The following is a 25,739-nucleotide window of genomic DNA, read 5'->3' as shown; positions in this document are numbered from 1 at the left end:
GGAGCCGGTTTTTACTCGATAAAATATTAATTATCCGAGAATTTTGCTGGCTTCGCGCGCCACATTATCCATCTCGTCTAACAGTTCCAGTAGCTCCGGCTCCAGATCTTCTTCTTTAGTACCGCTGCGTAGCTGTTGTTCGATGAGCTGGCAGAGATTCTTCATACGTGGTACGCCACTATAGCCACAACTGCCATGTAGTTTATGAATCAAATCAACCAGACCTTCCGGGTTTTCTCCAACCAGTTGTTCCTCAACTTTGTTGCGAACTTCTGGCAGGAAATCGAGCAACATTTGCAGCATATCGCGCGCCAGATCGGTTTTTCCTGCGGCCTGTCGCAGTGCCAGTTGCCAGTCGAGAGTCGCATTCTGGTTCACCACAATTTCGTTCACTTCTGGCGTTACGACGCGAGAGGAAATACCGCTGCCAGGCTTGTAGCGCAACAGCAAATTATGCAATCGCTCTTCCTCAATCGGTTTCGCCAGATAATCGCTCATTCCCGCGCCAAGCAGTTTCTCTTTTTGCCCTGCCATCGCATGTGCCGTTACCGCGATAACCGGCGTTTGCTGCTGATGTGGGAGCTGGTGGATGAGTTCGCACGCCCGAATGCCGTCCATGTCCGGCATTTGAATATCCATTAAGATCAAATCGAACGGCATCTGTTTCGCGCGTTCAACCGCCTGATGCCCGCTATCGCAAAGCTCCACATGTTGCACCATATCTTCCAGCAACGCGCCGATAAGTTTCAGGTTCGCGGGGTTATCATCAACCGCCATGACTGTCATTGCCAGCTTACTTTCATCGGTAACAGGCAAAAGTGTGTTTTGTTTTTGATGACAAAATTCCGTCAGGGCAGGCAACAGGCGCGTAGGTGTTAAGGGTTTCAGCAGACACGCGCCGATACCATCTTGCTTGAGTTTTTCGGCATTGACCTGTGCATGGCAAGGAAGCGCCAGCATCAGGAAATCGGTCATCGACACCGCTTGCGCCAACCGCTCATGTTGCATCGTCAGCGGCTCGCGGAAGGTCACCGCAATCCCTAACAACATCATGTCGTAATGCGCGGGAGGCAGCGCGGAGAAGGTTGGGCTATAAACCACTTCCAGCGGCGTTTCACTTAAAATATCCAGCGTACATTGCGCTGCTGCGGAGTTCGGTTCGACATAGGCCAGACGCTTACCGGCGAGGCACTGGGTGGATGGCCCTTCGATGATAATATTCGGGTTCAGATCGAGATTAATGTGGAACCAGAAGGTAGAACCGCGATTCGGCTGGCTATGGAACGAAATATCGCCGCCCATTTCATTAACCAGTTTCTGTGTAATCACCAGCCCCAACCCGGTGCCACCATGGCGGCGGGAAATACTGGCATCAGCCTGTCTGAAGGCCTGGAATAAGCGCGATTGATCGCGTTCAGGAATACCAATGCCGGTATCTCGAATCTGCACTTCAATCTGCACTTTGGTATTACTCAGCGCACGTTTTTCTACCAGAATATCAATGTTGCCATTCTCGGTGAATTTAATCGCATTACCCACCAGGTTAGTGATGATTTGCTGTAAACGCAGTGGGTCGCCAATTACGTTATCGGGCACGTCGCTCTTAATATTGAGCGTTAATTCCAGCCCTTTATCGTGAGAAGAATGTGCCAGCAGGGTAACGACTTCATCCAGCGTGCTACGCAATGGGAACGGAATACTTTCCAGAATCAGCTTGCCCGCTTCCAGTTTCGAGAAGTCGAGAACATCATTAATAATTGCCAGCAAATTATTTGCCGAACGTTCAATGGTATTCAGGTGATCGCGCTGCGTTGGTGTTAATTCTGTTTTCAGCGTCAGGCGGGTAAAGCCAATAACACCATTCAGTGGTGTACGCAGCTCATGTGACATATTTGCCAGGAACTCGGATTTAATACGTGCCGCTTCTTGGGCGCGCTTTTTCGCCAGATCCAACTCAACGTTCTGAATTTCCATCTGCTCCAGCGTTTCCCGCAGATCGGAGGTCGCCTGGTCGATATTGTGCTGCATCTCTTCGTGATAAGCTGCCAGCGACATTGCCATCGAGTTGATACCGTTTTTCAGCATATCCAGCTCGCCGAGCATAAATCCTTCCACCCGGCTGTCGAGTTGCCCACGACGGATGCGGTCGACGGTATTAACCATGTTACGAATCGGGCCGGTTACATCGCGCATTAAGCGCCAGCCAAAAATAAGCGCAATACCGATACAAAACAGCATCATCACGCTGGAAATAAAGATCTCTTTATATTGCTGCAAGCGAACCGATTTAAGATCCAGCTCAAGCGCAATATATCCCAGCATATTCTGGCTATTTTTGGCATCGCTACTGGGCGATTCGTCGGGGGAATAACTCTCGGAAATAATCGGTGTGCGCAGGATCATAATATCGCCGTCACGTGTGACAGTGAGCTGGCGAGGAAACGGCACGTTGCTGCCGAGCTGCATTGATGAAGGATCAAGATGAAAATTGGAGGTGACAAAAAGTCGGTTATTTTCATCATAAACCGAAATTGCGCGAACAATATCGGAATGGCGACGATGCAGTACGCTTATTAACTGACCGATAGATTCGCGATTTTGCAGGCTCATGCCATATTCAGTAGAAACGGCAAGTGGCTCAATAATGCTGGCACCGGCATCTTCCAGTTGACGCTGCAAGTCGTTATAGCGGTGTACGACGAAAAAGATACTCAGCAATAAACCAATAAGGACGGTCGGTGCCAGGATCAGAATCATCATGCGTGCGCGCAGGCTGTAGTTGGTCATGGAGTTCCGTTATGGGACAATTAAGGTCACACTGTTAAATTGAGAAAGTCTCGCCAATGGCGCAATTCTACTCTGCAAAACGACGCACGACGACGCGTCAGATCATAACCGTTTCAGTCAACGACCTCGACTCTTTTGGTCAGGGCGTGGCGCGACATAACGGCAAAACGTTATTTATCCCCGGGTTATTGCCGCAGGAAAACGCGGAAGTGACTGTTAATGAAGATAAAAAACAGTATGCCCGCGCTAAAGTCGTACGGCGGTTAAGCGACAGCCCGGAACGCGAAACGCCACGCTGCCCTCATTTTGGCGTATGCGGTGGCTGTCAGCAACAACACGCCAGCGTGGATTTACAGCAGCGCAGCAAAAGTGCGGCGCTCGCCCGGTTAATGAAACACGACGTCTCTGAAGTGATCGCCGACGTCCCTTGGGGCTATCGGCGCCGTGCGCGTTTAAGTCTGAACTTTCAGCCGAAAACACAACAGCTCCAGATGGGATTTCGCAAAGCGGGTTCCAGTGACATTGTTGATGTTAAACAATGCCCTGTTTTAGTGCCCCAACTTGAAGCATTGCTGCCCAAAGTCAGAGCATGTCTGACGAGCTTACAGGGAATGCGCCACCTTGGGCATGTTGAACTGGTGCAGGCAACCAGCGGCACGCTGATGATTTTGCGCCATACCGCACCGCTAAGTTCGGCAGATCGCGAAAAACTGGAACGCTTTTCGCATTCTGAAGGCCTGGATCTGTATCTCGCCCCCGATAGTGAGATACTCGAAACGGTCTCAGGTGAGATGCCCTGGTATGACTCAAACGGGTTGCGCTTAACTTTTAGCCCGCGTGATTTTATTCAGGTCAACGCGGGCGTGAACCAGAAAATGGTGGCGCGCGCGCTGGAGTGGCTGGATGTGCAACCTGACGAGCGCGTGCTGGATCTGTTCTGCGGCATGGGCAATTTTACGCTGCCGTTAGCCACTCGTGCGGCAAACGTGGTGGGCGTAGAAGGTGTTCCGGCACTGGTGGAAAAAGGCCAGCAGAATGCGCGTCTTAATGACTTACAAAATGTGACGTTTTATCACGAAAATCTTGAAGAAGATGTCACAAAGCAGCCGTGGGCGAAAAGCGGCTTCGATAAAGTGTTGCTGGACCCGGCGCGAGCAGGTGCCGCAGGTGTTATGCAACAAATTATAAAACTGGAACCCATTCGTATAGTTTATGTATCCTGTAACCCTGCAACGCTGGCTCGGGATAGCGAAGCGTTATTAAAAGCAGGATATACCATTGCGCGACTGGCGATGCTGGATATGTTCCCACACACGGGGCATCTGGAATCGATGGTACTTTTCTCGCGCGTAAAATAGTTACGATTTGCTGATTTCGGCAGGTCTGGTCCCTAAAGGAGAGGACGATGGTTGCGGTAAGAAGTGCACATATCAATAAGGCTGGTGAATTTGATCCGCAAAAATGGATCGCAAGTCTGGGTATTACCAGCCAGAAGTCGTGTGAGTGCTTAGCCGAAACCTGGGCGTATTGTCTGCAGCAGACGCAGGGGCATCCGGATGCCAGTCTGCTATTGTGGCGTGGTGTTGAGATGGTGGAGATCCTCTCGACATTAAGTATGGACATTGACACGCTGCGGGCGGCGCTGCTGTTCCCTCTGGCGGATGCCAACGTAGTCAGCGAAGATGTGCTGCGTGAGAGCGTCGGTAAGTCAGTCGTCAACCTTATTCACGGCGTGCGAGATATGGCGGCGATCCGTCAGCTGAAAGCGACGCACACCGATTCTGTTTCCTCTGAACAGGTCGATAACGTTCGCCGGATGTTATTGGCGATGGTCGATGATTTTCGCTGTGTGGTCATCAAACTGGCTGAGCGTATTGCTCATCTGCGCGAAGTGAAAGACGCGCCGGAAGATGAACGCGTACTGGCAGCAAAAGAGTGCACCAATATCTATGCGCCGCTGGCGAACCGTCTCGGGATCGGGCAACTGAAATGGGAACTGGAAGATTACTGCTTCCGTTATCTCCACCCGACCGAATACAAACGCATTGCAAAACTGCTGCATGAGCGCCGTCTCGACCGCGAACACTACATTGAAGAGTTTGTCGGTCATCTGCGTGCAGAGATGAAAGCTGAAGGCGTTAAAGCTGAAGTGTATGGCCGCCCGAAACACATCTACAGCATCTGGCGCAAAATGCAGAAAAAGAACCTTGCCTTTGACGAGCTGTTTGATGTCCGTGCAGTACGTATCGTCGCCGAGCGTTTACAGGACTGCTACGCCGCACTGGGGATAGTGCACACTCACTATCGCCACCTGCCGGATGAGTTCGACGATTACGTCGCTAACCCGAAACCAAACGGCTACCAGTCTATTCATACCGTGGTGCTTGGGCCGGGCGGCAAAACCGTTGAGATCCAAATCCGCACCAAACAGATGCATGAAGATGCAGAGTTGGGCGTTGCTGCGCACTGGAAATATAAAGAGGGCGCGGCTGCTGGCGGCGCGCGTTCGGGACATGAAGACCGGATTGCCTGGCTGCGTAAACTGATTGCGTGGCAGGAAGAGATGGCCGATTCCGGCGAAATGCTCGATGAAGTACGCAGCCAGGTCTTTGACGACCGGGTGTACGTCTTTACGCCGAAAGGTGATGTGGTTGATTTACCTGCGGGCTCAACGCCGCTGGACTTCGCGTACCACATCCACAGTGATGTCGGGCACCGCTGCATCGGGGCAAAAATTGGCGGGCGTATCGTGCCGTTCACTTACCAGTTGCAGATGGGCGACCAGATCGAAATTATCACCCAGAAACAGCCGAACCCCAGCCGTGACTGGTTAAACCCAAACCTCGGCTACGTCACAACCAGCCGTGGGCGTTCGAAAATTCACGCCTGGTTCCGTAAACAGGATCGTGACAAAAACATTCTGGCAGGACGGCAAATCCTTGACGACGAGCTGGAACATCTGGGGATCAGTCTGAAAGAAGCAGAAAAACATCTGCTGCCGCGTTACAACTTCAATGATGTCGACGAGTTGCTGGCGGCGATTGGTGGCGGGGATATCCGTCTCAATCAGATGGTCAACTTCCTGCAATCGCAATTTAATAAGCCGAGTGCCGAAGAGCAGGACGCCGCCGCGCTGAAGCAGCTTCAGCAAAAAAGCTACACACCGCAAAACCGCAGTAAAGATAACGGTCGCGTGGTTGTCGAAGGTGTTGGCAACCTGATGCACCATATCGCGCGCTGCTGCCAGCCGATTCCTGGTGATGAGATTGTCGGCTTCATTACCCAGGGACGTGGTATTTCAGTACACCGCGCCGATTGTGAACAACTGGCGGAACTACGCTCCCATGCGCCGGAACGCATTGTTGACGCTGTATGGGGCGAGAGCTACTCCGCCGGGTATTCGCTGGTGGTTCGTGTGCTGGCGAATGATCGTAGCGGGTTGTTACGTGATATCACGACCATTCTCGCCAACGAGAAGGTGAACGTGCTTGGCGTTGCCAGCCGTAGCGATACCAAACAGCAACTGGCGACCATCGACATGACCATTGAAATTTACAACTTGCAGGTGCTGGGGCGCGTGCTGGGTAAACTCAATCAGGTGCCGGATGTTATCGATGCGCGTCGGTTGCACGGGAATTAATCTTACATAGCTGGATATGGCGTCAGCCGTATCCAGCGATATCTTTTACTCGAAGGTATTACACCTGACAGACCCGCAATTTTCAGGACATTCCAATGAATCAAATCGACCGTTTGCTCACTATTATGCAGCGTCTTCGCGACCCGGAAAACGGCTGCCCGTGGGATAAAGAGCAGACTTTCGCCTCTATTGCACCTTATACCCTTGAAGAAACCTACGAAGTGCTGGATGCCATTGCCCGCGAAGACTTTGACGATCTGCGCGGTGAACTTGGCGATCTATTGTTCCAGGTGGTGTTTTACGCGCAAATGGCTCAGGAAGAAGGGCGCTTTGACTTTAATGATATTTGCGCTGCAATCAGCGATAAATTAGAGCGTCGACATCCACATGTTTTTGCTGACAGTTCTGCCGAAAACAGCAGTAAAGTGCTCGTCCGTTGGGAGCAAATCAAAACCGAAGAACGCGCGCAGAAAGCGCAGCATTCGGCGCTGGACGATATTCCTCGTAGTTTACCGGCCTTAATGCGTGCGCAAAAAATTCAGAAACGTTGCGCCAACGTTGGCTTTGACTGGACGACGCTTGGCCCGGTGGTCGATAAAGTTTATGAAGAGATCGACGAGGTGATGTACGAGGCGCGGCAGGCTGTTGTCGACCAGGCTAAACTGGAGGAGGAAATGGGTGACCTGTTGTTTGCCACGGTCAATCTGGCTCGCCATTTAGGGACAAAAGCAGAAATTGCATTGCAAAAAGCGAACGAAAAATTCGAGCGTCGTTTTCGCGAAGTGGAGCGTATTGTTGCCGCGCGTGGACTGGAAATGACAGGTGTTGACCTCGAAACAATGGAAGAAGTCTGGCAACAGGTAAAACGGCAGGAAATTGATCTCTAAGGGAATTACGCGGTCAAGCGCGATTTGTGTCATTTTTTAAATGACAAGCGATTGATTTGCGTCAAAAACATTTACCCCAAAGGGGCTATTTTCTCACTCCTGATTTCAATAGTGCGCTGGCGAAGAGGAGGGATAATGAAAGTTTGTGGCACAGGTCATGTTCGGGTATACTGCTTTCCCGTCCTGGTTATTCCATCGTCTTTTCAACCTAACTTCTCAGGTTCAGCATGACAACGAACTATATTTTTGTGACCGGCGGGGTCGTATCCTCTCTGGGTAAAGGCATTGCCGCAGCCTCCCTCGCAGCCATTCTTGAAGCCCGTGGCCTCAATGTGACCATCATGAAACTGGATCCGTACATCAACGTCGATCCAGGTACTATGAGCCCAATCCAACACGGGGAAGTGTTCGTTACTGAAGACGGCGCTGAAACCGACTTGGACCTGGGGCACTACGAGCGTTTCATTCGTACTAAAATGAGCCGCCGTAACAACTTTACCACGGGTCGTATCTACTCTGACGTTCTGCGTAAAGAACGCCGTGGCGACTATCTGGGCGCAACCGTACAGGTTATCCCGCACATTACTAACGCTATCAAAGAACGCGTTCTTGCTGGTGGCGAAGGCCACGACGTGGTTCTGGTAGAAATCGGCGGTACTGTAGGTGATATTGAATCCCTGCCGTTCCTCGAAGCGATTCGCCAGTTGGCTGTTGAAATTGGCCGCGAACATACTCTGTTTATGCACCTGACGCTGGTGCCGTACATGGCAGCGTCTGGTGAAGTCAAAACCAAACCGACTCAGCACTCTGTAAAAGAGCTGCTCTCTATCGGTATCCAGCCTGACATCCTGATTTGTCGTTCAGATCGCGCCGTACCGGCAAACGAACGTGCGAAGATTGCATTGTTCTGTAATGTTCCGGAAAAAGCGGTTATTTCTCTGAAAGACGTCGATTCCATCTATAAAATTCCGGGCCTGTTGAAATCTCAGGGGCTGGACGATTATATTTGTAAACGATTCAGCTTGAACTGCCCGGAAGCGGATCTGTCCGAATGGGAACAGGTTATCTTTGAAGAAGCGAATCCGGTGAGCGAAGTTACCATCGGTATGGTCGGTAAGTACATTGAACTGCCGGACGCTTATAAATCCGTGATTGAAGCACTGAAACACGGTGGGCTGAAAAATCGTGTCAGCGTCAACATTAAACTGATCGATTCACAAGATGTTGAAACGCGCGGTGTTGAAATCCTTAAAGGTCTGGACGCGATCCTCGTACCTGGTGGTTTCGGCTATCGTGGCGTAGAAGGCATGATTACTACCGCGCGCTTTGCGCGTGAGAACAATATTCCTTATCTGGGCATTTGCCTGGGTATGCAGGTGGCGTTAATTGATTACGCTCGCCATGTTGCTAACATGGAGAACGCCAACTCTACGGAATTTGTGCCAGACTGTAAGTACCCGGTTGTGGCGCTGATTACCGAGTGGCGCGATGAAAACGGCAACGTTGAAGTTCGTAGCGAGAAGAGCGATCTCGGTGGCACCATGCGTCTCGGCGCACAGCAGTGCCAGTTGGTTGACGATAGTCTGGTTCGCCAGCTGTACAATGCGCCGACAATTGTTGAGCGTCATCGTCACCGTTACGAAGTCAACAACATGCTGTTGAAACAGATTGAAGATGCAGGTCTGCGCGTTGCGGGCCGTTCCGGGGATGATCAGTTGGTCGAGATCATCGAAGTTCCGAATCACCCGTGGTTCGTGGCTTGTCAGTTCCATCCGGAGTTTACTTCTACTCCACGTGATGGGCACCCGCTGTTTGCCGGCTTTGTGAAAGCCGCCAGCGAGTTCCAGAAACGTCAGGCGAAGTAAGTAAAAAAGTTAGAACGGCAACGCGTACCCAGGGTACGCGTTGTTTGTCTGGAGTTTTAGTTTAACTAGTGACTTGAGGAAACCCTAATGTCCAAAATCGTAAAAATCATCGGTCGTGAAATCATCGACTCCCGTGGTAACCCGACTGTTGAAGCCGAAGTACACCTGGAGGGTGGTTTCGTCGGTATGGCAGCTGCTCCGTCAGGTGCTTCTACTGGTTCCCGTGAAGCACTGGAACTGCGCGATGGCGACAAATCCCGTTTCCTGGGCAAAGGCGTAACCAAAGCTGTTGCTGCGGTTAACGGCCCGATCGCTCAGGCGCTGATTGGCAAAGATGCCAAAGATCAGGCTGGCATTGACAAGATCATGATCGACCTGGACGGCACCGAAAACAAATCCAAATTCGGCGCGAACGCAATCCTGGCTGTATCTCTGGCTAACGCCAAAGCTGCTGCAGCTGCTAAAGGTATGCCGCTGTACGAGCACATTGCTGAACTGAACGGTACTCCGGGCAAATACTCCATGCCGGTTCCGATGATGAACATCATCAACGGTGGTGAGCACGCTGACAACAACGTCGATATCCAGGAATTCATGATTCAGCCGGTTGGCGCGAAAACTGTGAAAGAAGCCATCCGCATGGGTTCTGAAGTTTTCCATCATCTGGCAAAAGTTCTGAAAGCGAAAGGCATGAACACTGCTGTTGGTGACGAAGGTGGCTATGCGCCGAACCTGGGTTCCAACGCTGAAGCTCTGGCTGTAATCGCTGAAGCTGTTAAAGCTGCTGGTTATGAACTGGGCAAAGACATCACTCTGGCGATGGACTGCGCAGCTTCTGAATTCTACAAAGACGGTAAATACGTTCTGGCTGGCGAAGGCAACAAAGCGTTCACCTCTGAAGAATTTACTCACTTCCTGGAAGAACTGACCAAACAGTACCCGATCGTTTCTATCGAAGACGGTCTGGACGAATCTGACTGGGACGGTTTCGCATACCAGACCAAAGTTCTGGGCGACAAAATCCAGCTGGTTGGTGACGACCTGTTCGTAACCAACACCAAGATCCTGAAAGAAGGTATCGAAAAAGGTATCGCTAACTCCATCCTGATCAAATTCAACCAGATCGGTTCTCTGACCGAAACTCTGGCTGCAATCAAGATGGCGAAAGACGCTGGCTACACTGCAGTAATCTCTCACCGTTCTGGTGAAACTGAAGACGCTACCATCGCTGACCTGGCTGTTGGTACTGCTGCAGGCCAGATCAAAACCGGTTCTATGAGCCGTTCTGACCGTGTTGCTAAATACAACCAGCTGATTCGTATTGAAGAAGCTCTGGGCGAAAAAGCACCGTACAACGGTCGTAAAGAGATCAAAGGCCAGGCATAAGTCTGACTTTATCTGATTTAAAAATGCCAGCCTCCGGGCTGGCATTTTTTATGGTTGAGTTACCAGCGGCCGGACGCGCCGCCACCGCCAGAAGAACCGCCACCTCCGCTAAATCCGCCGCCACTTGAACCTCCACCGGAAGAGGATGAAGAAGAACCTTTTCTTGAAGCTCTTTCTTTACCGAGCTTCTTGTATTTGGCGCGTAACTTTTTATTCACCAGAAGCCAGAAGATAAGCAGCGGTACGATCGCAAAAGGCGTTAACATACCGCAGGCAATGATTAAATTCGTCCATGGTCCTGGCTCGGCAACATAGAGGAATACCATCCCGTAAATTGCGGCAGTGAGGGCAATCCACGGTAGATTTGATGGATCGGTAAAAATAATAAAATACGAAAGTACAGCCAGTAAAATAATGACAGCAATCGATAATGGAATTGGAGTTTTGATACTGTAATGATTTCCGCTGCTTTCTGGCAATTCACCATTCAACAGAAGCGCGCCGATATTTTCGCTGGCCAGTGTTAACCCTCCCATAAGATCATCGTTTTTGAACGCGGGGATCAATATATCACTGATAATCTTTGCCGCTTGCAGGTCGGTAACAACGCCCTCCAGTCCATAGCCAACTTCAATACGGACGGTATGATCTTCCCAGGCGACCAGGAGTAAAATACCATCGTTACGCTGTACATCGCCCAACTTCCAGCTATCAAAAACGCGTGTTGCATATTGTTCAATGGTATCTTCACCAGTGGATGGCACCACTAATATAGCGACCTGCGCCCGCGTATTCTGTGCAATCTTCTGTAACTGCAGTGTCAGAGATTGTTGCTCAGGTGAACTTAATGTATCAGTAAGATCGGTCACCTGTTGGTGTAATTCCGGTACAGCAATTTGCTGGGCAAACACAGGAACGCACCACAATATGAGTAGAAAAAAGATTAAGCGCATATTGATCACCTGCGTCCGGATGAATCGCCGCCTCCTGAAGATCCGCCCCCGCCACGAAAAGAATTTCTCGACGAAGAGCGAGAATGAGCAGCACGACTCTCCGTTTTTTTGTTATTTTTTGCACTGGAACCCAGTTTAAGATTGCCGGTAAATATAGCCACAATGATCAGCAGAACGATGCCAGCAATGGTTATTGGCCCGATAAAATAATCAGTCAGCCCGATAATTGTTGATATCAATGCCATATCTTTATTACTGGCGAAAACCAGGCACCATCCCACAACAATTATCAGCAGCACGACAAACAATGAATTTCGTCCTGACTTAGGATGTTGCAGAGGCGTATTTTGTTTTATTGCTTTGGTGTTTTTATTCTTTGGTGCCAGCATCATGGAGAATGCGCGGTTCATATGAAAAAACACCATCAGGCGCCGCCAGCATTTGGCAGTAAACAATAAACTTATGCATACGAAAGATATTCGCCGAATGATGACATCATCACGAAAGAAGCAAAACCAAACGACGGGGGTTGCCAGTGAAATAAGCCATATTACAGGTCCGGGATTATCGATGAAGCGCCAGACGGCGGCAATAATGGCGATCATCAGCAATGTCCAGGCAAGACATGGCAGTGAGCGTTGCGGATTAGCAAACAGATGATTGGCTAAAGCATCCAGTGGACTAAGGTTCGCTTTGGTATGGGTAAACAGAGCTATGCCTTCAACTCCCTGCGTTAATCCGGCGAAGAGATTGTTTTTTTCAAACTCTGATTGCATACGGTAACGAACAATTTGAGAAGCTTGTTCTGGTGGCAACATTTCTTCCAGTCCATGTCCAATCTTCATTGACGCCCGCCCTTCCGGCCAAACGACGAGAATTAAGATACCTTCGCCGTACCGCTTCTCTCCAACGGGTTTCCAGTGATATACCCCGTAGCTCTGCGAGGCTGCAAGTTTAATGTTTTTGCCCCCTGTGGTCGGCGCAACCAACACTGCCACCTGGAAGTGGTTTTGCTGCTCGAGAGTCTGTAATTGTTGAGTTAAAGCAGTTTGTTCTTCTGGCGTTAACGTCCCGGTCAAGTCCGTTACATATGGCACTTGTTCAGCGAATACAGGAAAACCGAATAGCGCCAGAATCAGGATAAAAATACGCATAGCAATTCCTTTCGTTACCAGCGCCCGGAAGCGCCACCGCCACCAGATGAACCGCCGCCACCGCTGAAATTGTCATTGTCGAAAGAAGAGGATGATGATGACGACGAATCTCTGTAGTTAGAATTGCTTCTGGTATGACGTGATGGCTGGTTGGCATTACGCATTGAATCACGCACTTTTCTGCCGAAAGGGGTAAAGGCGATGGCGACAGCCAGAAATGGTGTGGCGAAGCAGAGTAATGTTGCGAGCACTCCCCAGCTTCCGCTGAAACCGGCAATAGGTAAAACAAAGGCCAGTACAACAGCTGCGAAGCAAATCAATCCCAGCGTTTTGATATATCCCCTGGCGGAAATAAAGGTCAGTACTATCGCCCAGGCCAACAAAGCCCACCAACCGCTAAAGGGTAAAGGGTGATCGGTCGGTGTTATCGTTGCTAAATTATCCTCTGTCAGACGACTTTCAATATCGCTGATTCCCTCTTGCAAACCGCCAGCCAGGTCGCCATTTTTAAATGCTGGAATAATACTGTTGCGAATAATTTGTCCGGACTGTGCATCCGTAATAACGCCTTCCAGCCCGTAACCGATTTCAATACGCACGGTATGATCCTGCCAGGCGACTAACAGCAGAATGCCATCATCGCGGTCTTTATCACCTGGCTTCCAGCTATCGAATACCCGCGTTGCGTACTGTTCGATGGTTTCATCGCCTGTTGTTTCAACCACTAACACGACCAGCTGCGCCTGATTTTTTTGCGTCAGGGCTTTAATCTGGTTGGTCAGGGTGTTTACTTCGTTGTTCGTCAATGTGTCAGTTAAATCATTTACATACTTGGGTATTTCAGGTACTGGAATTTGCGTGGCAAACGCAGATGAACAGAAGAAAGCCATAAGAAAGATAAAATTTCGCATAGGGCTTCTCCGCTTAATGAGCATGAGTATTCTGGCTAAAATCTATTGTTGGGGCTTTACTTACTGCGGCGACATCATCTGGCAAATAATTTTTCTTCGGTGTGTAATCCATTACCTTTGCGGTTAATACAGCGGGGAATTTGCGGATGGTAACATTATATTGTTCAATGGCTTTAATATATCTTCCTCGCGCAACGGCAATTCGGTTTTCACTTCCTTCAAGTTGTACCATCAAATTTTGATAGAGTTCCTGAGCCTTTAATTCAGGATAACGCTCACTAATAATCGTTAGCTGGCCGAGTGTACGTGTCAGCTGCGACTGAGCTTGCTGCCAGGTTTGTAATTTTTGCGCATCTCCCGGAGCTTGCTGAAGATCGCTGCTGGCGCGATTAGCCTGGCTACGCGCCAATGTTACGGCTTCCAACACTTCTTTTTCATGGCTGGAATAACCTTTAATACTGGCGACGAGATTAGGAATAAGGTCGGCGCGACGTTGATACTGATTCAGAACTTCTGACCAGGATGAATTAATCTGCTCGTCATAAGTTTGAATATCGTTATATCCACAACCTGATAAATTGAAAATAAATATAATTACGATGAATATTCTGAGCATGTTTAAATCCCTTTAGTTTAATTCCCCAGGACATAATACGTCGTTTCATTATTTCCTTAATGATCTGATTCACCTTTTTATCTTAAACCCGCATGTAACAGAATGTTAATAAAGCATGAATATTGCGGTAGGATCTGCAATAATTAACAATTATCCACTTTACAGAGAATGCTATGCAGTACCCGATTAACGAGATGTTCCAGACCCTGCAAGGTGAGGGTTACTTTACCGGCGTCCCCGCCATTTTTATTCGTTTACAGGGATGCCCGGTCGGCTGTGCCTGGTGTGATACCAAACACACGTGGGAAAAACTTGAGGATCGGGAAGTTTCTCTTTTCAGCATTTTGGCGAAAACCAAAGAGAGTGATAAGTGGGGGGCAGCGAGCAGTGAAGACTTGCTCGCAGTCATCGGTCGTCAGGGATACACCGCGCGTCACGTGGTGATTACTGGTGGTGAGCCTTGTATTCATGATTTGCTGCCATTGACCGACCTGCTCGAAAAGAATGGTTTTAGCTGCCAGATCGAAACCAGCGGCACTCATGAAGTGCGTTGCACACCGAATACCTGGGTTACCGTGTCGCCAAAAATAAATATGCGTGGCGGCTATGAAGTGTTGTCTCAGGCACTGGAACGAGCCAATGAAATTAAACATCCTGTTGGACGCGTACGGGATATTGAAGCACTGGATGAATTGTTGGCGACGCTGACCGATGATAAACCGCGAGTAATTGCCCTTCAGCCGATTAGCCAGAAGGATGATGCCACGCGTTTGTGTATTGAAACCTGCATTGCGCGGAACTGGCGTTTGTCGATGCAAACGCATAAATATTTGAATATTGCCTGATTAAACATTTATAAGCGTTGAAAATGAGTGGAACCTGTAAATAACTCCACTCATTTATATTCTTTGTCGCCTCTGAAACTACTCCATTTTGCCCATCCTGGACTAATCATTGCCATTCTCTACAAATTCTGTGGCGTTAATTTTTCGCTGGAGTGAAAATTATTGCGGTGAAGTTTGGTAGATTTTAGTTTTTATAGATTTATTTTAAATATTTACCTTTTCAGCCAATGGATTAAGTGCTCTTTAACATAGTAGATGTGTTGTTTGTGTGATCCTGTAAAGTTGGTAGATTGTGACTGGCTTAAAAAATCATTAATTAATAATAGGTTATGTTTAGAGAGTTCCCCGCGTCAGCGGGGATAAACCGCCACGCTGGGCCAGTCGTATTCTGCTGGAAATGAGTTCCCCGCGTCAGCGGGGATAAACCGGAGAAATCTCTTTCCCGCGTTAATGATTCTCAGAGTTCCCCGCGTCAGCGGGGATAAACCTTTCAGTAGGGTTCAGCCCGGGCAGTTTCCCGCCCGGTCTTCCTTACTTACGCATTCGACCAGCTCTGGATCGAATCCGCACTCCCCAGCTCACCATACATCACTTCATACGATTTTTTCAAAATCACATCGGTGTGTTTGGTTAGGTCTTTGAAAATACCTTTATTCATCGCGTCGTAGCGTTTGGCATTGCACTCAACAGGCATAAAGATATCTTTCACGCGAACCATTTTGTCGATCGCCGTTGCGTAATCCGGATACAGACCCAGACCTACCGCTGTATTAATCGCCGCCCCCAAACTTGCACAGCCGTTAATGGCGTTACGCCGTGCCCCACATATCCAGAGCGCAACACCCTAACATAGCGTTACTTAAGGGAAATTGACCGCCGACACACTCTTATCATTCGCCGCGATAGATGCAACCTGCGGTGCAGGTTTCTTTCACCATAACCGCACTTAACAGCGGAACAACAGGTTTAACCTGATCCCAAATCCATTTTGCTAAAACTTCGCTGGTCGGGTTTTCCAGACCTGGAATATCATTGAGATAATAGTGATCGAGGCGATCATAGGTTGGTTTAAATGCCGCTTTCAGTTCAGCGAAATCGATAATCCAGCCCGTATGCGGATCGACTTCCCCGGTAATTTCCAGGCGCACCATAAAAGAGTGCCCGTGAAGGCGACCACATTTATGCCCTTGTGGGACGTGTGGTAAGCGGTGAGCGGCTTCGAAGGTGAAATCTTTAAATAACGTGGTGGACATCATAATTTCTCTACAGGACGACAAAACGGGCGTAGAGTACCGGAAAGCCTGTTTTTTCGCATTATCTAAAATGGGTTTGTTGCGCAAAATAGCCTAATTATCTTAATGATGGTCAATATTTATTTATTTTTCATTGGGTTAATAAATCTATTTTGTTGTTAAAGACTATTGCTAAAACAGGTTAGTCGATTTGGTTATTAGTTATCGCTATCCCGTCTTTAATCCACACCGTTCGCCCCGTTAACCTTACCTTCTCTTTTGTTTTATGGGCGCAGACAGGGCGCAGAAACAGCTTTGCTTACTGGAACATAACGACGAATGACGACACAGGCCCCACCTTCCGCTTTGCTTCCGCTGAACCCGGAGCAACTGGCTCGCCTCCAGGCAGCCACTACTGATTTGACTCCTACCCAGCTTGCGTGGGTATCCGGCTATTTCTGGGGAATACTTAACCAGCAGCCAGGTACACTTGCAGCTACACCTGCGCCAGGCGCAGAAATGCCGGGTATCACCATCATCTCCGCTTCGCAAACGGGTAATGCTCGCCGGGTAGCTGAAGCGTTACGTGACGACTTATTAACGGCAAAACTGAACGTTAAGCTGGTGAACGCAGGCGACTATAAATTCAAACAAATCGCCAGTGAAAAACTGCTTATCGTGGTGACTTCAACACAAGGGGAAGGGGAACCGCCGGAAGAAGCCGTCGCGCTGCATAAGTTCCTGTTCTCCAAAAAAGCGCCGAAGCTGGAAAATACCGCTTTTGCCGTGTTTAGCCTTGGTGACACCTCTTATGAGTTTTTCTGCCAGTCCGGTAAAGATTTTGACAGCAAGCTGGCGGAACTGGGCGGTGAACGCCTGCTCGACCGTGTTGATGCTGACGTTGAATATCAGGCAGCCGCCAGCGAATGGCGCGCCCGCGTGGTTGATGTTCTGAAGTCCCGCGCGCCTGTTGCGGCTCCTTTGCAATCCGTCGCTACTGGCGCGGTAAATGAAATTCACACCAGCCCATATAGCAAAGAAGCGCCGCTGGTGGCGAGCCTTTCGGTTAACCAGAAAATTACCGGACGCAATTCTGAAAAAGACGTTCGCCATATCGAGATCGATTTAGGTGATTCAGGCCTGCGCTATCAGCCGGGCGACGCGCTGGGCGTCTGGTATCAGAACGATCCCGCACTGGTAAAAGAGATTGTTGAACTGCTGTGGTTGAAAGGCGATGAACCCGTCACCGTTGACGGCAAAACGCTACCGCTGGCAGAAGCCTTACAGTGGCACTTCGAACTGACCGTCAACACCGCGAATATTGTTGAGAACTACGCCACTTTAACGCGCAGTGAAACGCTGCTGCCGCTGGTGGGCGATAAAGCGAAGTTGCAGCATTACGCGGCAACCACGCCAATTGTCGATATGTTGCGTTTCTCTCCGGCACAACTGGACGCTGATGCATTCATCGGTATTTTGCGCCCACTGACGCCGCGCCTGTATTCCATCGCCTCATCGCAGGCGGAAGTCGAGAGCGAAGTGCACGTCACCGTCGGCGTTGTGCGTTATGACGTGGAAGGCCGCGCCCGTGCGGGTGGTGCCTCCAGCTTCCTCGCCGATCGCGTGGAAGAAGAGGGCGAAGTCCGCGTCTTTATCGAACATAACGAAAACTTCCGTTTGCCTGCTAACCCCGAAACTCCGGTGATTATGATTGGCCCCGGTACGGGCATCGCGCCGTTCCGCGCCTTTATGCAGCAGCGCGCCGCCGACGAAGCGCCGGGTAAAAACTGGCTGTTCTTTGGTAATCCGCATTTTACGGAAGATTTCCTCTATCAGGTGGAATGGCAGCGTTACGTCAAAGAAGGCGTGCTGACGCGTATCGATCTCGCCTGGTCGCGCGATCAAAAAGAAAAAATTTACGTACAAGACAAACTGCGCGAACAGGGCGCAGAGCTGTGGCGCTGGATCAATGACGGTGCCCACATTTATGTCTGCGGCGACGCCAATCGCATGGCGAAAGACGTTGAACAGGCACTTCTGGAAGTGATTGCCGAATTTGGTGGCATGGACACCGAAGCGGCGGATGAATTTTTAAGTGAGCTGCGCGTTGAGCGCCGTTATCAGCGAGATGTCTACTAATGAGCGAAAAACATCCAGGGCCTTTAGTGGTCGAAGGTAAACTGGCAGACGCGGAGCGCATGAAGCTTGAGAGCAACTACCTGCGCGGCACGATTGCTGAAGATTTAAACGACGGCCTGACCGGCGGCTTTAAAGGCGACAACTTTCTGCTGATCCGCTTCCACGGTATGTATCAGCAGGATGACCGCGATATCCGCGCTGAGCGTGCCGAGCAGAAGCTGGAACCGCGTCATGCGATGATGCTGCGTTGCCGTCTGCCTGGTGGGGTGATCACCACCAGACAATGGCAGGCGATTGATAAATTTGCTGAAGACAACACGATTTACGGCAGCATTCGTCTGACCAACCGCCAGACGTTCCAGTTCCACGGCATTCTGAAAAAGAACGTTAAGCCGGCACACCAGATGCTGCACTCGGTCGGGCTTGATGCGCTGGCAACCGCCAACGACATGAACCGTAACGTGCTTTGCACCTCGAACCCGTTTGAATCGCAGCTGCACGCGGAAGCGTATGAATGGGCGAAGAAAATTTCTGAGCACCTGCTGCCACGTACTCGTGCATATGCGGAGATTTGGCTCGATCAGGAGAAAGTCGCCACCACTGATGAAGAACCGATCCTCGGTCAGACCTATTTACCGCGTAAGTTTAAAACGACGGTAGTGATCCCGCCGCAGAACGACATTGATCTGCACGCCAATGACATGAACTTTGTGGCAATAGCAGAAAACGGCAAGCTGGTAGGCTTCAATTTGCTGGTGGGCGGTGGGCTGTCTATCGAACACGGTAACAAAAAAACCTACGCCCGCACCGCGAGCGAGTTTGGCTATCTGCCGCTGGAGCATACGCTGGCGGTGGCGGAAGCCGTCGTGACGACTCAGCGTGACTGGGGTAATCGAACCGATCGTAAAAATGCCAAAACCAAATACACGCTGGAACGTGTGGGGGTCGAGACGTTTAAAGCGGAAGTGGAACGTCGTGCGGGGATCAAGTTTGAACCGATCCGTCCGTATGAGTTCACCGGACGCGGCGATCGCATCGGCTGGATTAAAGGTATTGACGACAAATGGCACCTGACGCTGTTTATCGAAAATGGTCGTATTCTCGATTATCCGGGGCGTCCGCTGAAAACGGGGCTGCTGGAGATCGCGAAGATCCACAAAGGCGATTTCCGCATTACGGCGAACCAGAATCTGATCATCGCCGGTGTACCGGAAAGTGAGAAAGCGAAGATCGAGAAGATCGCCAAAGAGAGCGGGTTGATGAATGCCGTCACGCCGCAGCGTGAAAACTCAATGGCCTGCGTGTCGTTCCCAACGTGTCCGTTGGCGATGGCCGAAGCTGAGCGATTCCTGCCATCGTTTATCGATAACATCGATAATTTAATGGCGAAACATGGCGTCAGCGATGAGCATATCGTGATGCGTGTGACGGGTTGCCCGAACGGCTGTGGCCGCGCGATGCTGGCGGAAGTTGGTCTGGTGGGTAAAGCGCCGGGTCGCTATAACCTGCATCTCGGCGGCAACCGCATTGGGACACGTATCCCTCGGATGTATAAAGAAAACATCACCGAGCCGGAAATCCTGGCGTCGCTTGATGAACTGATAGGGCGCTGGGCGAAAGAGCGCGAAGCGGGTGAAGGCTTCGGCGACTTTACGGTGCGTGCGGGCATCATTCGCCCGGTGCTCGATCCGGCGCGTGATTTGTGGGATTAACGCATCTCCTGACTATTCCCTCTCCTTTTGGGAGAGGGGTAGGGTGAGGGGAAAAGTGCAGAGGTAATTATGTCCAGACTCGATCTAAACGCCCTGAACGAACTACCGAAGGTAGAGCGCATTCTGGCGCTGGCGGAAACTAACGCCCAACTGGAAAAACTGGACGCTGAAGGCCGCGTTGCCTGGGCGCTGGAAAATCTGCCCGGTGAATATGTGCTCTCTTCCAGTTTCGGTATTCAGGCAGCGGTGAGCCTGCATCTGGTGAACCAGATTCGCCCGGATATTCCGGTGATCCTCACCGATACTGGTTATCTGTTCCCGGAAACCTACCGCTTTATTGATGAGTTAACGGACAAACTCAAACTGAACCTGAAGGTCTACAGGGCAAAAGAAAGCGCCGCCTGGCAGGAAGCGCGCTACGGTAAACTGTGGGAACAGGGTGTTGATGGCATTGAAAAATACAATGAGATCAACAAAGTCGAACCCATGAACCGGGCGCTGAAAGAGCTGAATGCGCAAACCTGGTTTGCAGGATTACGCCGTGAACAATCTGGCAGCCGCGCCAATTTACCGGTGCTGGCTATCCAGCGTGGCGTATTTAAAGTGCTGCCGATTATAGACTGGGATAACCGAACTATTTATCAGTATCTGCAAAAACATGGCCTGAAATATCACCCATTATGGGACGAAGGATATTTATCGGTCGGTGATACTCATACAACCCGTAAATGGGAACCCGGCATGGCGGAAGAAGAAACGCGTTTCTTTGGCTTAAAAAGGGAATGTGGATTACACGAAGGGTAAATGTTATCCGGATAAATTAAACGCCTCTGTCAGAAATGATGGGGGCGTTTTTATTTTGCGAGCAGCATTCCGGCATTTAAACGTGAACGTCGCAGGGAGAATCAACAGGTATAGAATGGTGTCGGGTGCTTGAGGCTGTCTGGCGTTAAGCATTCGCGAGGTTCCAGATGGACAAAAGCCCCAGGCGATATTTCTATCAACCTGAGGCCAGCGTTCGAACCTAAGCAATTCGGATGTTAGTCTCTTCTTTGCAGGGAGGCAAGACATGCTGACAAAATATGCCCTTGTGGCAATCATAGTACTGTGTTTTACAGTACTGGGATTCACGCTGATGGTAGGCGACTCGTTGTGTGAGTTGAGTATCAGAGAACGTGGTATGGAGTTTAAGGCAGTTCTCGCTTACGAATCGAAGAAGTAGCCACCACGCGGGGGTAAAACCCCGCGTATTGGATTGTGATGGTTTGGTCTCCTGCACCCTTTTTTTACTCTGTTTCAGGTGGCATTGATTTCCTGCAGGCACAGGAATAATCAGTTAAAACCCATCAGGACGCCTTCGCCAGCTCCTTCACCAGCGGTAGCATTATCCGCATTACATCACGGCAGCGGCGTTCTATTCTTCCAGGAAGTGCCTTATCAATATGCTGTTGATTATCCAGTCTTACATCATGCCAGCTGGTTCCCTCAGGGAATGCGGCTGTTTTTGCGCGTTGCTGATAACCGTCTTTATTTCCCAGATTCCAGTTTGTCGCTTCCACCGAAAGTACGGCAATACCGGCTTTGTCGAAAACTTCGGCGTCATTACAACACCCGGTGCCTTTCGGATAATTTTTATTCAAACCCGGATTGGTCGTAGCGGCAATTCCATGACTGCGGGCAATTGCCAGCGCCCTGTCGCGCGTTAATTTCCTTACTGCTTCAGGGGTTTTTACGCCACTGTTGAAATACAATTTATCGCCGACAATTAAGTTATCGAGATTAATCACCAGCAGCGTATTTTTCCTTTCGGTATCACTCATCCGCTTGAGCAAATTCTCAGCACCTAATTTCCCTTCCTCTTCGCCACTGGTCGCCACAAAACGAATACCATATTCGGTTGGCGTATTTTTCAGGCGTTCTGCCAGCTCCAGCATGACACCTAAACCTGCGGCGTTATCATCCATTCCTTGTAATGTCAGCCCGCCGAGATTGGCATCGGCGTCAGCATCGCTCTGCGGGGCGTAGGTATCCAGATGCGCCATAATAATGATCTGCTGCGGCGCTTTGCCTTCATGGGCGGCAATCACCGTACTTCCCGTCACGTTATGCCAGTTCTTGCGATTATCGCGGGCGGTATAAATATATCGGCTATTAAATGTCCGAATATCACTGCGATAACCCATTTGCTGAAACTGTTGGCGAATATAATCGGCAGATAACATTTCTGCGGGTGTTCCGGTCATGCGTCCCGGAAAGAAAGTGGCAATATGTCGCGCCTGTGTATTGGCAAAATCACCAGGTTTAGGTGACGAGGCGTGTACGGGGAGAATAAAGCATACGCCGAGCGCCAGGGCAGCGGTACGGTGGCGCAATGCGGAAAACATAGTGAGTCCTTAAATACCATGCAAATTTTTTTACCGCCATAGTATGAAACTGCCGCTGCGCTAAAACAATTTCAAATCTTCCTAAATGCCCGAAATCCGGAGCCTTAAGCACTTTTTGATATTAGCTTTGCCAAATCGTTATTCCGTTAAGGAACTACTCATTCTAATTGGTAATTTCATTCGTTCTCTTTCGCTCCCTATAGTCGAAACATCTGATGGCAAGAAAATAGCGGTATTGCAAAGGAACGGTTATGGATCAAAAACGACTTACTCACCTGCGGCAACTGGAGGCGGAAAGTATCCACATTATTCGCGAGGTGGCGGCAGAATTTTCAAATCCGGTGATGCTCTACTCTATCGGTAAAGATTCCAGCGTCATGCTGCATCTGGCGCGCAAGGCGTTTTATCCAGGTACGCTGCCTTTCCCATTGCTGCATGTTGATACTGGCTGGAAATTCCGCGAGATGTATGAGTTCCGCGATCGCACAGCTAAAGCCTATGGCTGCGAACTGTTGGTACATAAAAATCCAGAAGGCGTGGCGATGGGGATTAATCCATTCGTGCACGGCAGCGCCAAACATACCGACATCATGAAAACTGAAGGTCTGAAGCAGGCACTGAACAAATACGGTTTTGATGCCGCCTTCGGTGGTGCACGCCGTGACGAAGAAAAATCCCGCGCTAAAGAGCGTATCTACTCTTTCCGTGACCGCTTTCATCGTTGGGATCCAAAAAATCAGCGCCCGGAGCTGTGGCACAACTACAACGGGCAGATTAACAAAGGCGAAAGTATCCGCGTCTTCCCGCTTTCCAACTGGACCGAACAGGATATCTGGCAGTACATCTGGCTGGAAAATATCGACATTGTTCCGCTGTATCTCGCCGCTGAACGTCCGGTTCTGGAACGCGACGGTATGTTGATGATGATTGATGACAACCGTATCGACCTGCAACCCGGCGAAGTGATTAAAAAACGGATGGTGCGTTTCCGCACGCTGGGCTGCTGGCCGCTGACCGGCGCGGTGGAGTCAAATGCGCAAACACTGCCGGAGATCATCGAAGAGATGCTGGTTTCCACCACCAGTGAACGTCAGGGCCGCGTGATTGACCGCGACCAGGCAGGGTCTATGGAGCTGAAAAAACGTCAGGGGTATTTTTAAGATGAACACCGCACTTGCACAACAAATCGCCAATGAAGGTGGCGTCGAAGCCTGGATGATCGCGCAACAGCATAAAAGCCTGCTGCGTTTTCTGACCTGCGGCAGCGTCGATGACGGCAAAAGTACCCTGATTGGTCGCCTGCTGCACGATACTCGCCAAATCTATGAAGATCAGCTTTCATCACTGCATAACGACAGTAAGCGTCACGGCACCCAGGGCGAAAAACTGGATCTGGCATTGCTGGTGGATGGTCTGCAAGCTGAGCGCGAGCAGGGCATCACCATTGACGTGGCTTACCGCTATTTCTCCACCGAGAAGCGTAAATTTATTATCGCCGACACTCCTGGGCACGAACAGTACACCCGCAATATGGCGACCGGCGCGTCAACATGTGAGCTGGCGATCTTGCTGATCGACGCCCGTAAAGGCGTACTCGATCAAACCCGCCGGCACAGTTTTATCTCTACGCTGTTGGGGATCAAACATCTGGTCGTGGCGATCAACAAAATGGATCTGGTGGATTACCGCGAAGAGACGTTCACCCGCATTCGTGAAGACTACCTGACTTTCGCGGAACAATTACCGGGCAATCTGGATATCCGCTTTGTGCCACTCTCCGCGCTGGAAGGCGATAACGTGGCTTCGCAAAGTGAAAGTATGCCGTGGTACAGCGGTCCGACACTGCTCGAAATGCTGGAAACCGTAGAGATCCAACGAGTGGTGGATGCCCAGCCAATGCGCTTCCCGGTGCAGTACGTTAACCGCCCGAATCTTGATTTTCGTGGCTACGCCGGAACGCTGGCCTCTGGCAGCGTGAAAGTCGGGCAACGTGTCAAAGTGCTCCCCTCTGGCGTGGAGTCAAACATTGCGCGGATCGTTACTTTTGATGGCGATCGCGAAGATGCCTTTGCCGGAGAAGCGATCACTCTGGTGCTGACGGATGAGATCGACATCAGCCGTGGCGATCTGCTGCTGGCGGCAGACGAAGCGTTACCGGCAGTGCAGAGCGCGTCGGTGGATGTGGTATGGATGGCGGAACAACCGCTTTCCCCAGGCCAAAGTTACGACATCAAAATTGCCGGGAAGAAGACGCGAGCCCGTGTTGATGGCATTCGCTATCAGGTTGATATTAATAACCTTACCCAACGCGAAGTTGAAAACCTGCCGCTGAACGGCATCGGCCTGGTGGATCTCACCTTCGATGAGCCGTTGGTGTTAGATCGTTATCAGCAAAACCCGGTTACCGGCGGGCTGATTTTTATCGATCGCCTGAGCAACGTGACTGTGGGCGCCGGTATGGTGCATGAGCCGAAAAACGAGGCTGCCGTTGCGCCGTCGGAATTTAGCGCATTTGAGCTGGAACTGAATGCGTTGGTACGTCGCCACTTCCCGCACTGGGGCGCGCGCGATTTGCTGGGAGGTAAATAATGGCGCTGCATGACGAAAACGTCGTCTGGCATAGCCATCCAGTAACTGTGCAACAACGCGAGCAACACCACGGTCATCGTGGTGTTGTGCTGTGGTTCACCGGTCTCTCTGGTTCCGGTAAATCAACGGTTGCGGGGGCGCTGGAGGAGGCGTTACATAAACTTGGTGTCAGTACGTATTTGCTGGACGGCGACAACGTTCGCCACGGTTTATGCAGCGATCTCGGTTTTAGCGATGCCGATCGTAAAGAAAATATCCGCCGCGTCGGTGAAGTAGCAAATTTAATGGTTGAAGCCGGACTGGTGGTGCTGACTGCATTTATTTCCCCACACCGCGCCGAACGCCAGATGGTTCGTGAACGTGTAGGAGAAGGGCGATTTATCGAAGTGTTTGTCGATACGCCGCTGGCGATTTGCGAAGCTCGCGATCCAAAAGGCTTGTATAAAAAAGCGCGCGCCGGTGAACTGCGTAACTTTACCGGAATAGACTCCGTTTACGAAGCGCCTGAATTGGCAGAAATTCATCTCAATGGTGAACAATTAGTAACAAATTTGGTTCAGCAATTATTAGATCTACTGAGACAGAACGATATTATCAGATCCTGAGACACCACCGGGTTTCCATGCCCGGTTCGTCAAA

Annotated in this window: 20 protein-coding genes and 1 pseudogene; 13 read left to right on the top strand and 8 right to left on the bottom strand. The window is 50.3% G+C overall.

Annotated elements, in window-relative coordinates:
- Positions 1-30 precede the first annotated feature (30 nt).
- Complete coding sequence (gene barA / locus HEN21_RS14580; protein WP_000186460.1) at positions 31-2,787, bottom strand: two-component sensor histidine kinase BarA; 2,757 nt, start codon at positions 2,785-2,787, stop codon at positions 31-33.
- Between the two features lie 56 nt (positions 2,788-2,843).
- On the opposite strand from barA, the gene rlmD reads away from it, so the two are divergent.
- From rlmD to eno, 5 genes are all read left to right on the top strand, one after another.
- Complete coding sequence (gene rlmD, locus HEN21_RS14575) at positions 2,844-4,145, top strand: 23S rRNA (uracil(1939)-C(5))-methyltransferase RlmD (protein WP_176252440.1); 1,302 nt, start codon at positions 2,844-2,846, stop codon at positions 4,143-4,145.
- A 47-nt stretch (positions 4,146-4,192) separates the two neighbouring features.
- Positions 4,193-6,427 (top strand): GTP diphosphokinase, encoded by a 2,235-nt coding sequence (gene relA / locus HEN21_RS14570; RefSeq protein WP_000226848.1) that lies wholly within the window; start codon positions 4,193-4,195, stop codon positions 6,425-6,427.
- A 95-nt stretch (positions 6,428-6,522) separates the two neighbouring features.
- Entirely contained in the window at positions 6,523-7,314 is a 792-nt protein-coding gene (mazG, locus tag HEN21_RS14565; protein WP_001071628.1) for a nucleoside triphosphate pyrophosphohydrolase, read from the top strand.
- Between the two features lie 227 nt (positions 7,315-7,541).
- On the top strand, positions 7,542-9,179 hold the full coding sequence (pyrG, locus tag HEN21_RS14560) for a glutamine hydrolyzing CTP synthase (protein WP_000210857.1): 1,638 nt from the start codon (positions 7,542-7,544) through the stop codon (positions 9,177-9,179).
- 87 nt (positions 9,180-9,266) lie between these two features.
- A complete protein-coding gene (eno, locus tag HEN21_RS14555) occupies positions 9,267-10,565 on the top strand; it encodes a phosphopyruvate hydratase (RefSeq protein ID WP_000036723.1) in 1,299 nt (432 codons plus the stop codon).
- Positions 10,566-10,624: 59 nt separating this feature from the next.
- On the opposite strand, the gene HEN21_RS14550 is transcribed toward eno, so the two are convergent.
- From HEN21_RS14550 to HEN21_RS14535, 4 genes are read right to left on the bottom strand one after another with little or no spacing between them, the layout of a single operon-like run.
- Positions 10,625-11,527, bottom strand: a complete 903-nt coding sequence (locus HEN21_RS14550; RefSeq protein WP_176252439.1) for a TPM domain-containing protein — start codon at positions 11,525-11,527, stop codon at positions 10,625-10,627.
- Positions 11,524-12,672, bottom strand: coding sequence for a TPM domain-containing protein (locus HEN21_RS14545; RefSeq protein ID WP_176252438.1), 1,149 nt, complete (start codon positions 12,670-12,672; stop codon positions 11,524-11,526). The genes HEN21_RS14550 and HEN21_RS14545 overlap by 4 nt, the downstream gene beginning before the upstream one ends.
- Before the next feature lie 14 nt (positions 12,673-12,686).
- Positions 12,687-13,583 (bottom strand): TPM domain-containing protein, encoded by an 897-nt coding sequence (locus HEN21_RS14540; protein ID WP_001243481.1) that lies wholly within the window; start codon positions 13,581-13,583, stop codon positions 12,687-12,689.
- A gap of 13 nt (positions 13,584-13,596) precedes the next feature.
- Positions 13,597-14,199 carry a LemA family protein gene (locus HEN21_RS14535; protein ID WP_000944220.1) on the bottom strand — a complete coding sequence of 201 codons (603 nt, stop codon included), beginning with the start codon at positions 14,197-14,199 and terminating at the stop codon, positions 13,597-13,599.
- 173 nt (positions 14,200-14,372) lie between these two features.
- Here HEN21_RS14535 and queE point away from each other — a divergent pair, with 173 nt between their 5' ends.
- Positions 14,373-15,044 carry a 7-carboxy-7-deazaguanine synthase QueE gene (queE, locus tag HEN21_RS14530; protein ID WP_001199968.1) on the top strand — a complete coding sequence of 224 codons (672 nt, stop codon included), beginning with the start codon at positions 14,373-14,375 and terminating at the stop codon, positions 15,042-15,044.
- A gap of 535 nt (positions 15,045-15,579) precedes the next feature.
- On the opposite strand, the pseudogene HEN21_RS14525 reads toward queE, so the two are convergent.
- Both HEN21_RS14525 and queD read right to left on the bottom strand, forming a co-directional pair.
- Positions 15,580-15,864: pseudogene (locus HEN21_RS14525) on the bottom strand (FGGY-family carbohydrate kinase); the annotation flags it as partial.
- 70 nt (positions 15,865-15,934) lie between these two features.
- Positions 15,935-16,300 carry a 6-carboxytetrahydropterin synthase QueD gene (queD, locus tag HEN21_RS14520; RefSeq protein ID WP_016159619.1) on the bottom strand — a complete coding sequence of 122 codons (366 nt, stop codon included), beginning with the start codon at positions 16,298-16,300 and terminating at the stop codon, positions 15,935-15,937.
- A 315-nt stretch (positions 16,301-16,615) separates the two neighbouring features.
- Here queD and cysJ point away from each other — a divergent pair, with 315 nt between their 5' ends.
- The 4 genes from cysJ to HEN21_RS14500 all read left to right on the top strand — a co-directional run bounded on the left by cysJ (position 16,616) and on the right by HEN21_RS14500 (position 21,349).
- On the top strand, positions 16,616-18,415 hold the full coding sequence (gene cysJ / locus HEN21_RS14515; protein WP_105285695.1) for an NADPH-dependent assimilatory sulfite reductase flavoprotein subunit: 1,800 nt from the start codon (positions 16,616-16,618) through the stop codon (positions 18,413-18,415).
- Positions 18,415-20,127: an assimilatory sulfite reductase (NADPH) hemoprotein subunit gene (cysI, locus tag HEN21_RS14510; protein ID WP_001290644.1), complete on the top strand. Its 1,713-nt coding sequence runs from the start codon at positions 18,415-18,417 to the stop codon at positions 20,125-20,127. The genes cysJ and cysI overlap by 1 nt, the downstream gene beginning before the upstream one ends.
- 69 nt (positions 20,128-20,196) lie before the next feature.
- On the top strand, positions 20,197-20,931 hold the full coding sequence (gene cysH / locus HEN21_RS14505) for a phosphoadenosine phosphosulfate reductase (RefSeq protein ID WP_176252437.1): 735 nt from the start codon (positions 20,197-20,199) through the stop codon (positions 20,929-20,931).
- 265 nt (positions 20,932-21,196) lie between these two features.
- Positions 21,197-21,349 (top strand): Hok/Gef family protein, encoded by a 153-nt coding sequence (locus HEN21_RS14500; RefSeq protein WP_000956460.1) that lies wholly within the window; start codon positions 21,197-21,199, stop codon positions 21,347-21,349.
- A 124-nt stretch (positions 21,350-21,473) separates the two neighbouring features.
- Here HEN21_RS14500 and iap read toward each other — a convergent pair whose 3' ends face one another.
- On the bottom strand, positions 21,474-22,511 hold the full coding sequence (iap, locus tag HEN21_RS14495) for an alkaline phosphatase isozyme conversion aminopeptidase (RefSeq protein WP_000490415.1): 1,038 nt from the start codon (positions 22,509-22,511) through the stop codon (positions 21,474-21,476).
- A 251-nt stretch (positions 22,512-22,762) separates the two neighbouring features.
- Here iap and cysD point away from each other — a divergent pair, with 251 nt between their 5' ends.
- The 3 genes from cysD to cysC are packed head-to-tail and all read left to right on the top strand — an operon-like array spanning position 22,763 to position 25,705.
- Positions 22,763-23,671 carry a sulfate adenylyltransferase subunit CysD gene (gene cysD / locus HEN21_RS14490; protein WP_000372392.1) on the top strand — a complete coding sequence of 303 codons (909 nt, stop codon included), beginning with the start codon at positions 22,763-22,765 and terminating at the stop codon, positions 23,669-23,671.
- Position 23,672: 1 nt separating this feature from the next.
- A complete protein-coding gene (gene cysN, locus HEN21_RS14485) occupies positions 23,673-25,100 on the top strand; it encodes a sulfate adenylyltransferase subunit CysN (protein ID WP_176252436.1) in 1,428 nt (475 codons plus the stop codon).
- The gene (gene cysC / locus HEN21_RS14480) at positions 25,100-25,705 is read left to right on the top strand and encodes an adenylyl-sulfate kinase (protein WP_176252435.1); all 606 of its coding nucleotides are present in this window, start codon (positions 25,100-25,102) and stop codon (positions 25,703-25,705) included. Before cysN ends, cysC begins: the two co-directional genes overlap by 1 nt.
- The last annotated feature ends 34 nt before the right edge of the window (positions 25,706-25,739 follow it).

The organism is Escherichia sp. 93.1518 (assembly GCF_013368915.2).
GTDB classification, from domain to species: Bacteria; Pseudomonadota; Gammaproteobacteria; order Enterobacterales; family Enterobacteriaceae; genus Escherichia; species Escherichia ruysiae.
This window is presented reverse-complemented; position numbering and strand designations above follow the sequence as displayed.

Excerpts from the sequence above, each read along its gene's own strand:
- relA (WP_000226848.1), top strand. The coding sequence starts at position 4,193 with ATGGTTGCGGTAAGAAGTGCACATATCAATAAGGCTGGTGAATTTGAT.
- queD (WP_016159619.1), bottom strand. The coding sequence starts at position 16,300 with ATGATGTCCACCACGTTATTTAAAGATTTCACCTTCGAAGCCGCTCAC.
- HEN21_RS14535 (WP_000944220.1), bottom strand. The coding sequence starts at position 14,199 with ATGCTCAGAATATTCATCGTAATTATATTTATTTTCAATTTATCAGGT.
- mazG (WP_001071628.1), top strand. The coding sequence starts at position 6,523 with ATGAATCAAATCGACCGTTTGCTCACTATTATGCAGCGTCTTCGCGAC.
- HEN21_RS14500 (WP_000956460.1), top strand. The coding sequence starts at position 21,197 with ATGCTGACAAAATATGCCCTTGTGGCAATCATAGTACTGTGTTTTACA.
- cysD (WP_000372392.1), top strand. The coding sequence starts at position 22,763 with ATGGATCAAAAACGACTTACTCACCTGCGGCAACTGGAGGCGGAAAGT.
- iap (WP_000490415.1), bottom strand. The coding sequence starts at position 22,511 with ATGTTTTCCGCATTGCGCCACCGTACCGCTGCCCTGGCGCTCGGCGTA.
- cysC (WP_176252435.1), top strand. The coding sequence starts at position 25,100 with ATGGCGCTGCATGACGAAAACGTCGTCTGGCATAGCCATCCAGTAACT.
- HEN21_RS14545 (WP_176252438.1), bottom strand. The coding sequence starts at position 12,672 with ATGCGTATTTTTATCCTGATTCTGGCGCTATTCGGTTTTCCTGTATTC.
- barA (WP_000186460.1), bottom strand. The coding sequence starts at position 2,787 with ATGACCAACTACAGCCTGCGCGCACGCATGATGATTCTGATCCTGGCA.
- cysJ (WP_105285695.1), top strand. The coding sequence starts at position 16,616 with ATGACGACACAGGCCCCACCTTCCGCTTTGCTTCCGCTGAACCCGGAG.
- pyrG (WP_000210857.1), top strand. The coding sequence starts at position 7,542 with ATGACAACGAACTATATTTTTGTGACCGGCGGGGTCGTATCCTCTCTG.
- eno (WP_000036723.1), top strand. The coding sequence starts at position 9,267 with ATGTCCAAAATCGTAAAAATCATCGGTCGTGAAATCATCGACTCCCGT.
- queE (WP_001199968.1), top strand. The coding sequence starts at position 14,373 with ATGCAGTACCCGATTAACGAGATGTTCCAGACCCTGCAAGGTGAGGGT.
- cysI (WP_001290644.1), top strand. The coding sequence starts at position 18,415 with ATGAGCGAAAAACATCCAGGGCCTTTAGTGGTCGAAGGTAAACTGGCA.
- rlmD (WP_176252440.1), top strand. The coding sequence starts at position 2,844 with ATGGCGCAATTCTACTCTGCAAAACGACGCACGACGACGCGTCAGATC.
- HEN21_RS14540 (WP_001243481.1), bottom strand. The coding sequence starts at position 13,583 with ATGCGAAATTTTATCTTTCTTATGGCTTTCTTCTGTTCATCTGCGTTT.
- cysH (WP_176252437.1), top strand. The coding sequence starts at position 20,197 with ATGTCCAGACTCGATCTAAACGCCCTGAACGAACTACCGAAGGTAGAG.
- cysN (WP_176252436.1), top strand. The coding sequence starts at position 23,673 with ATGAACACCGCACTTGCACAACAAATCGCCAATGAAGGTGGCGTCGAA.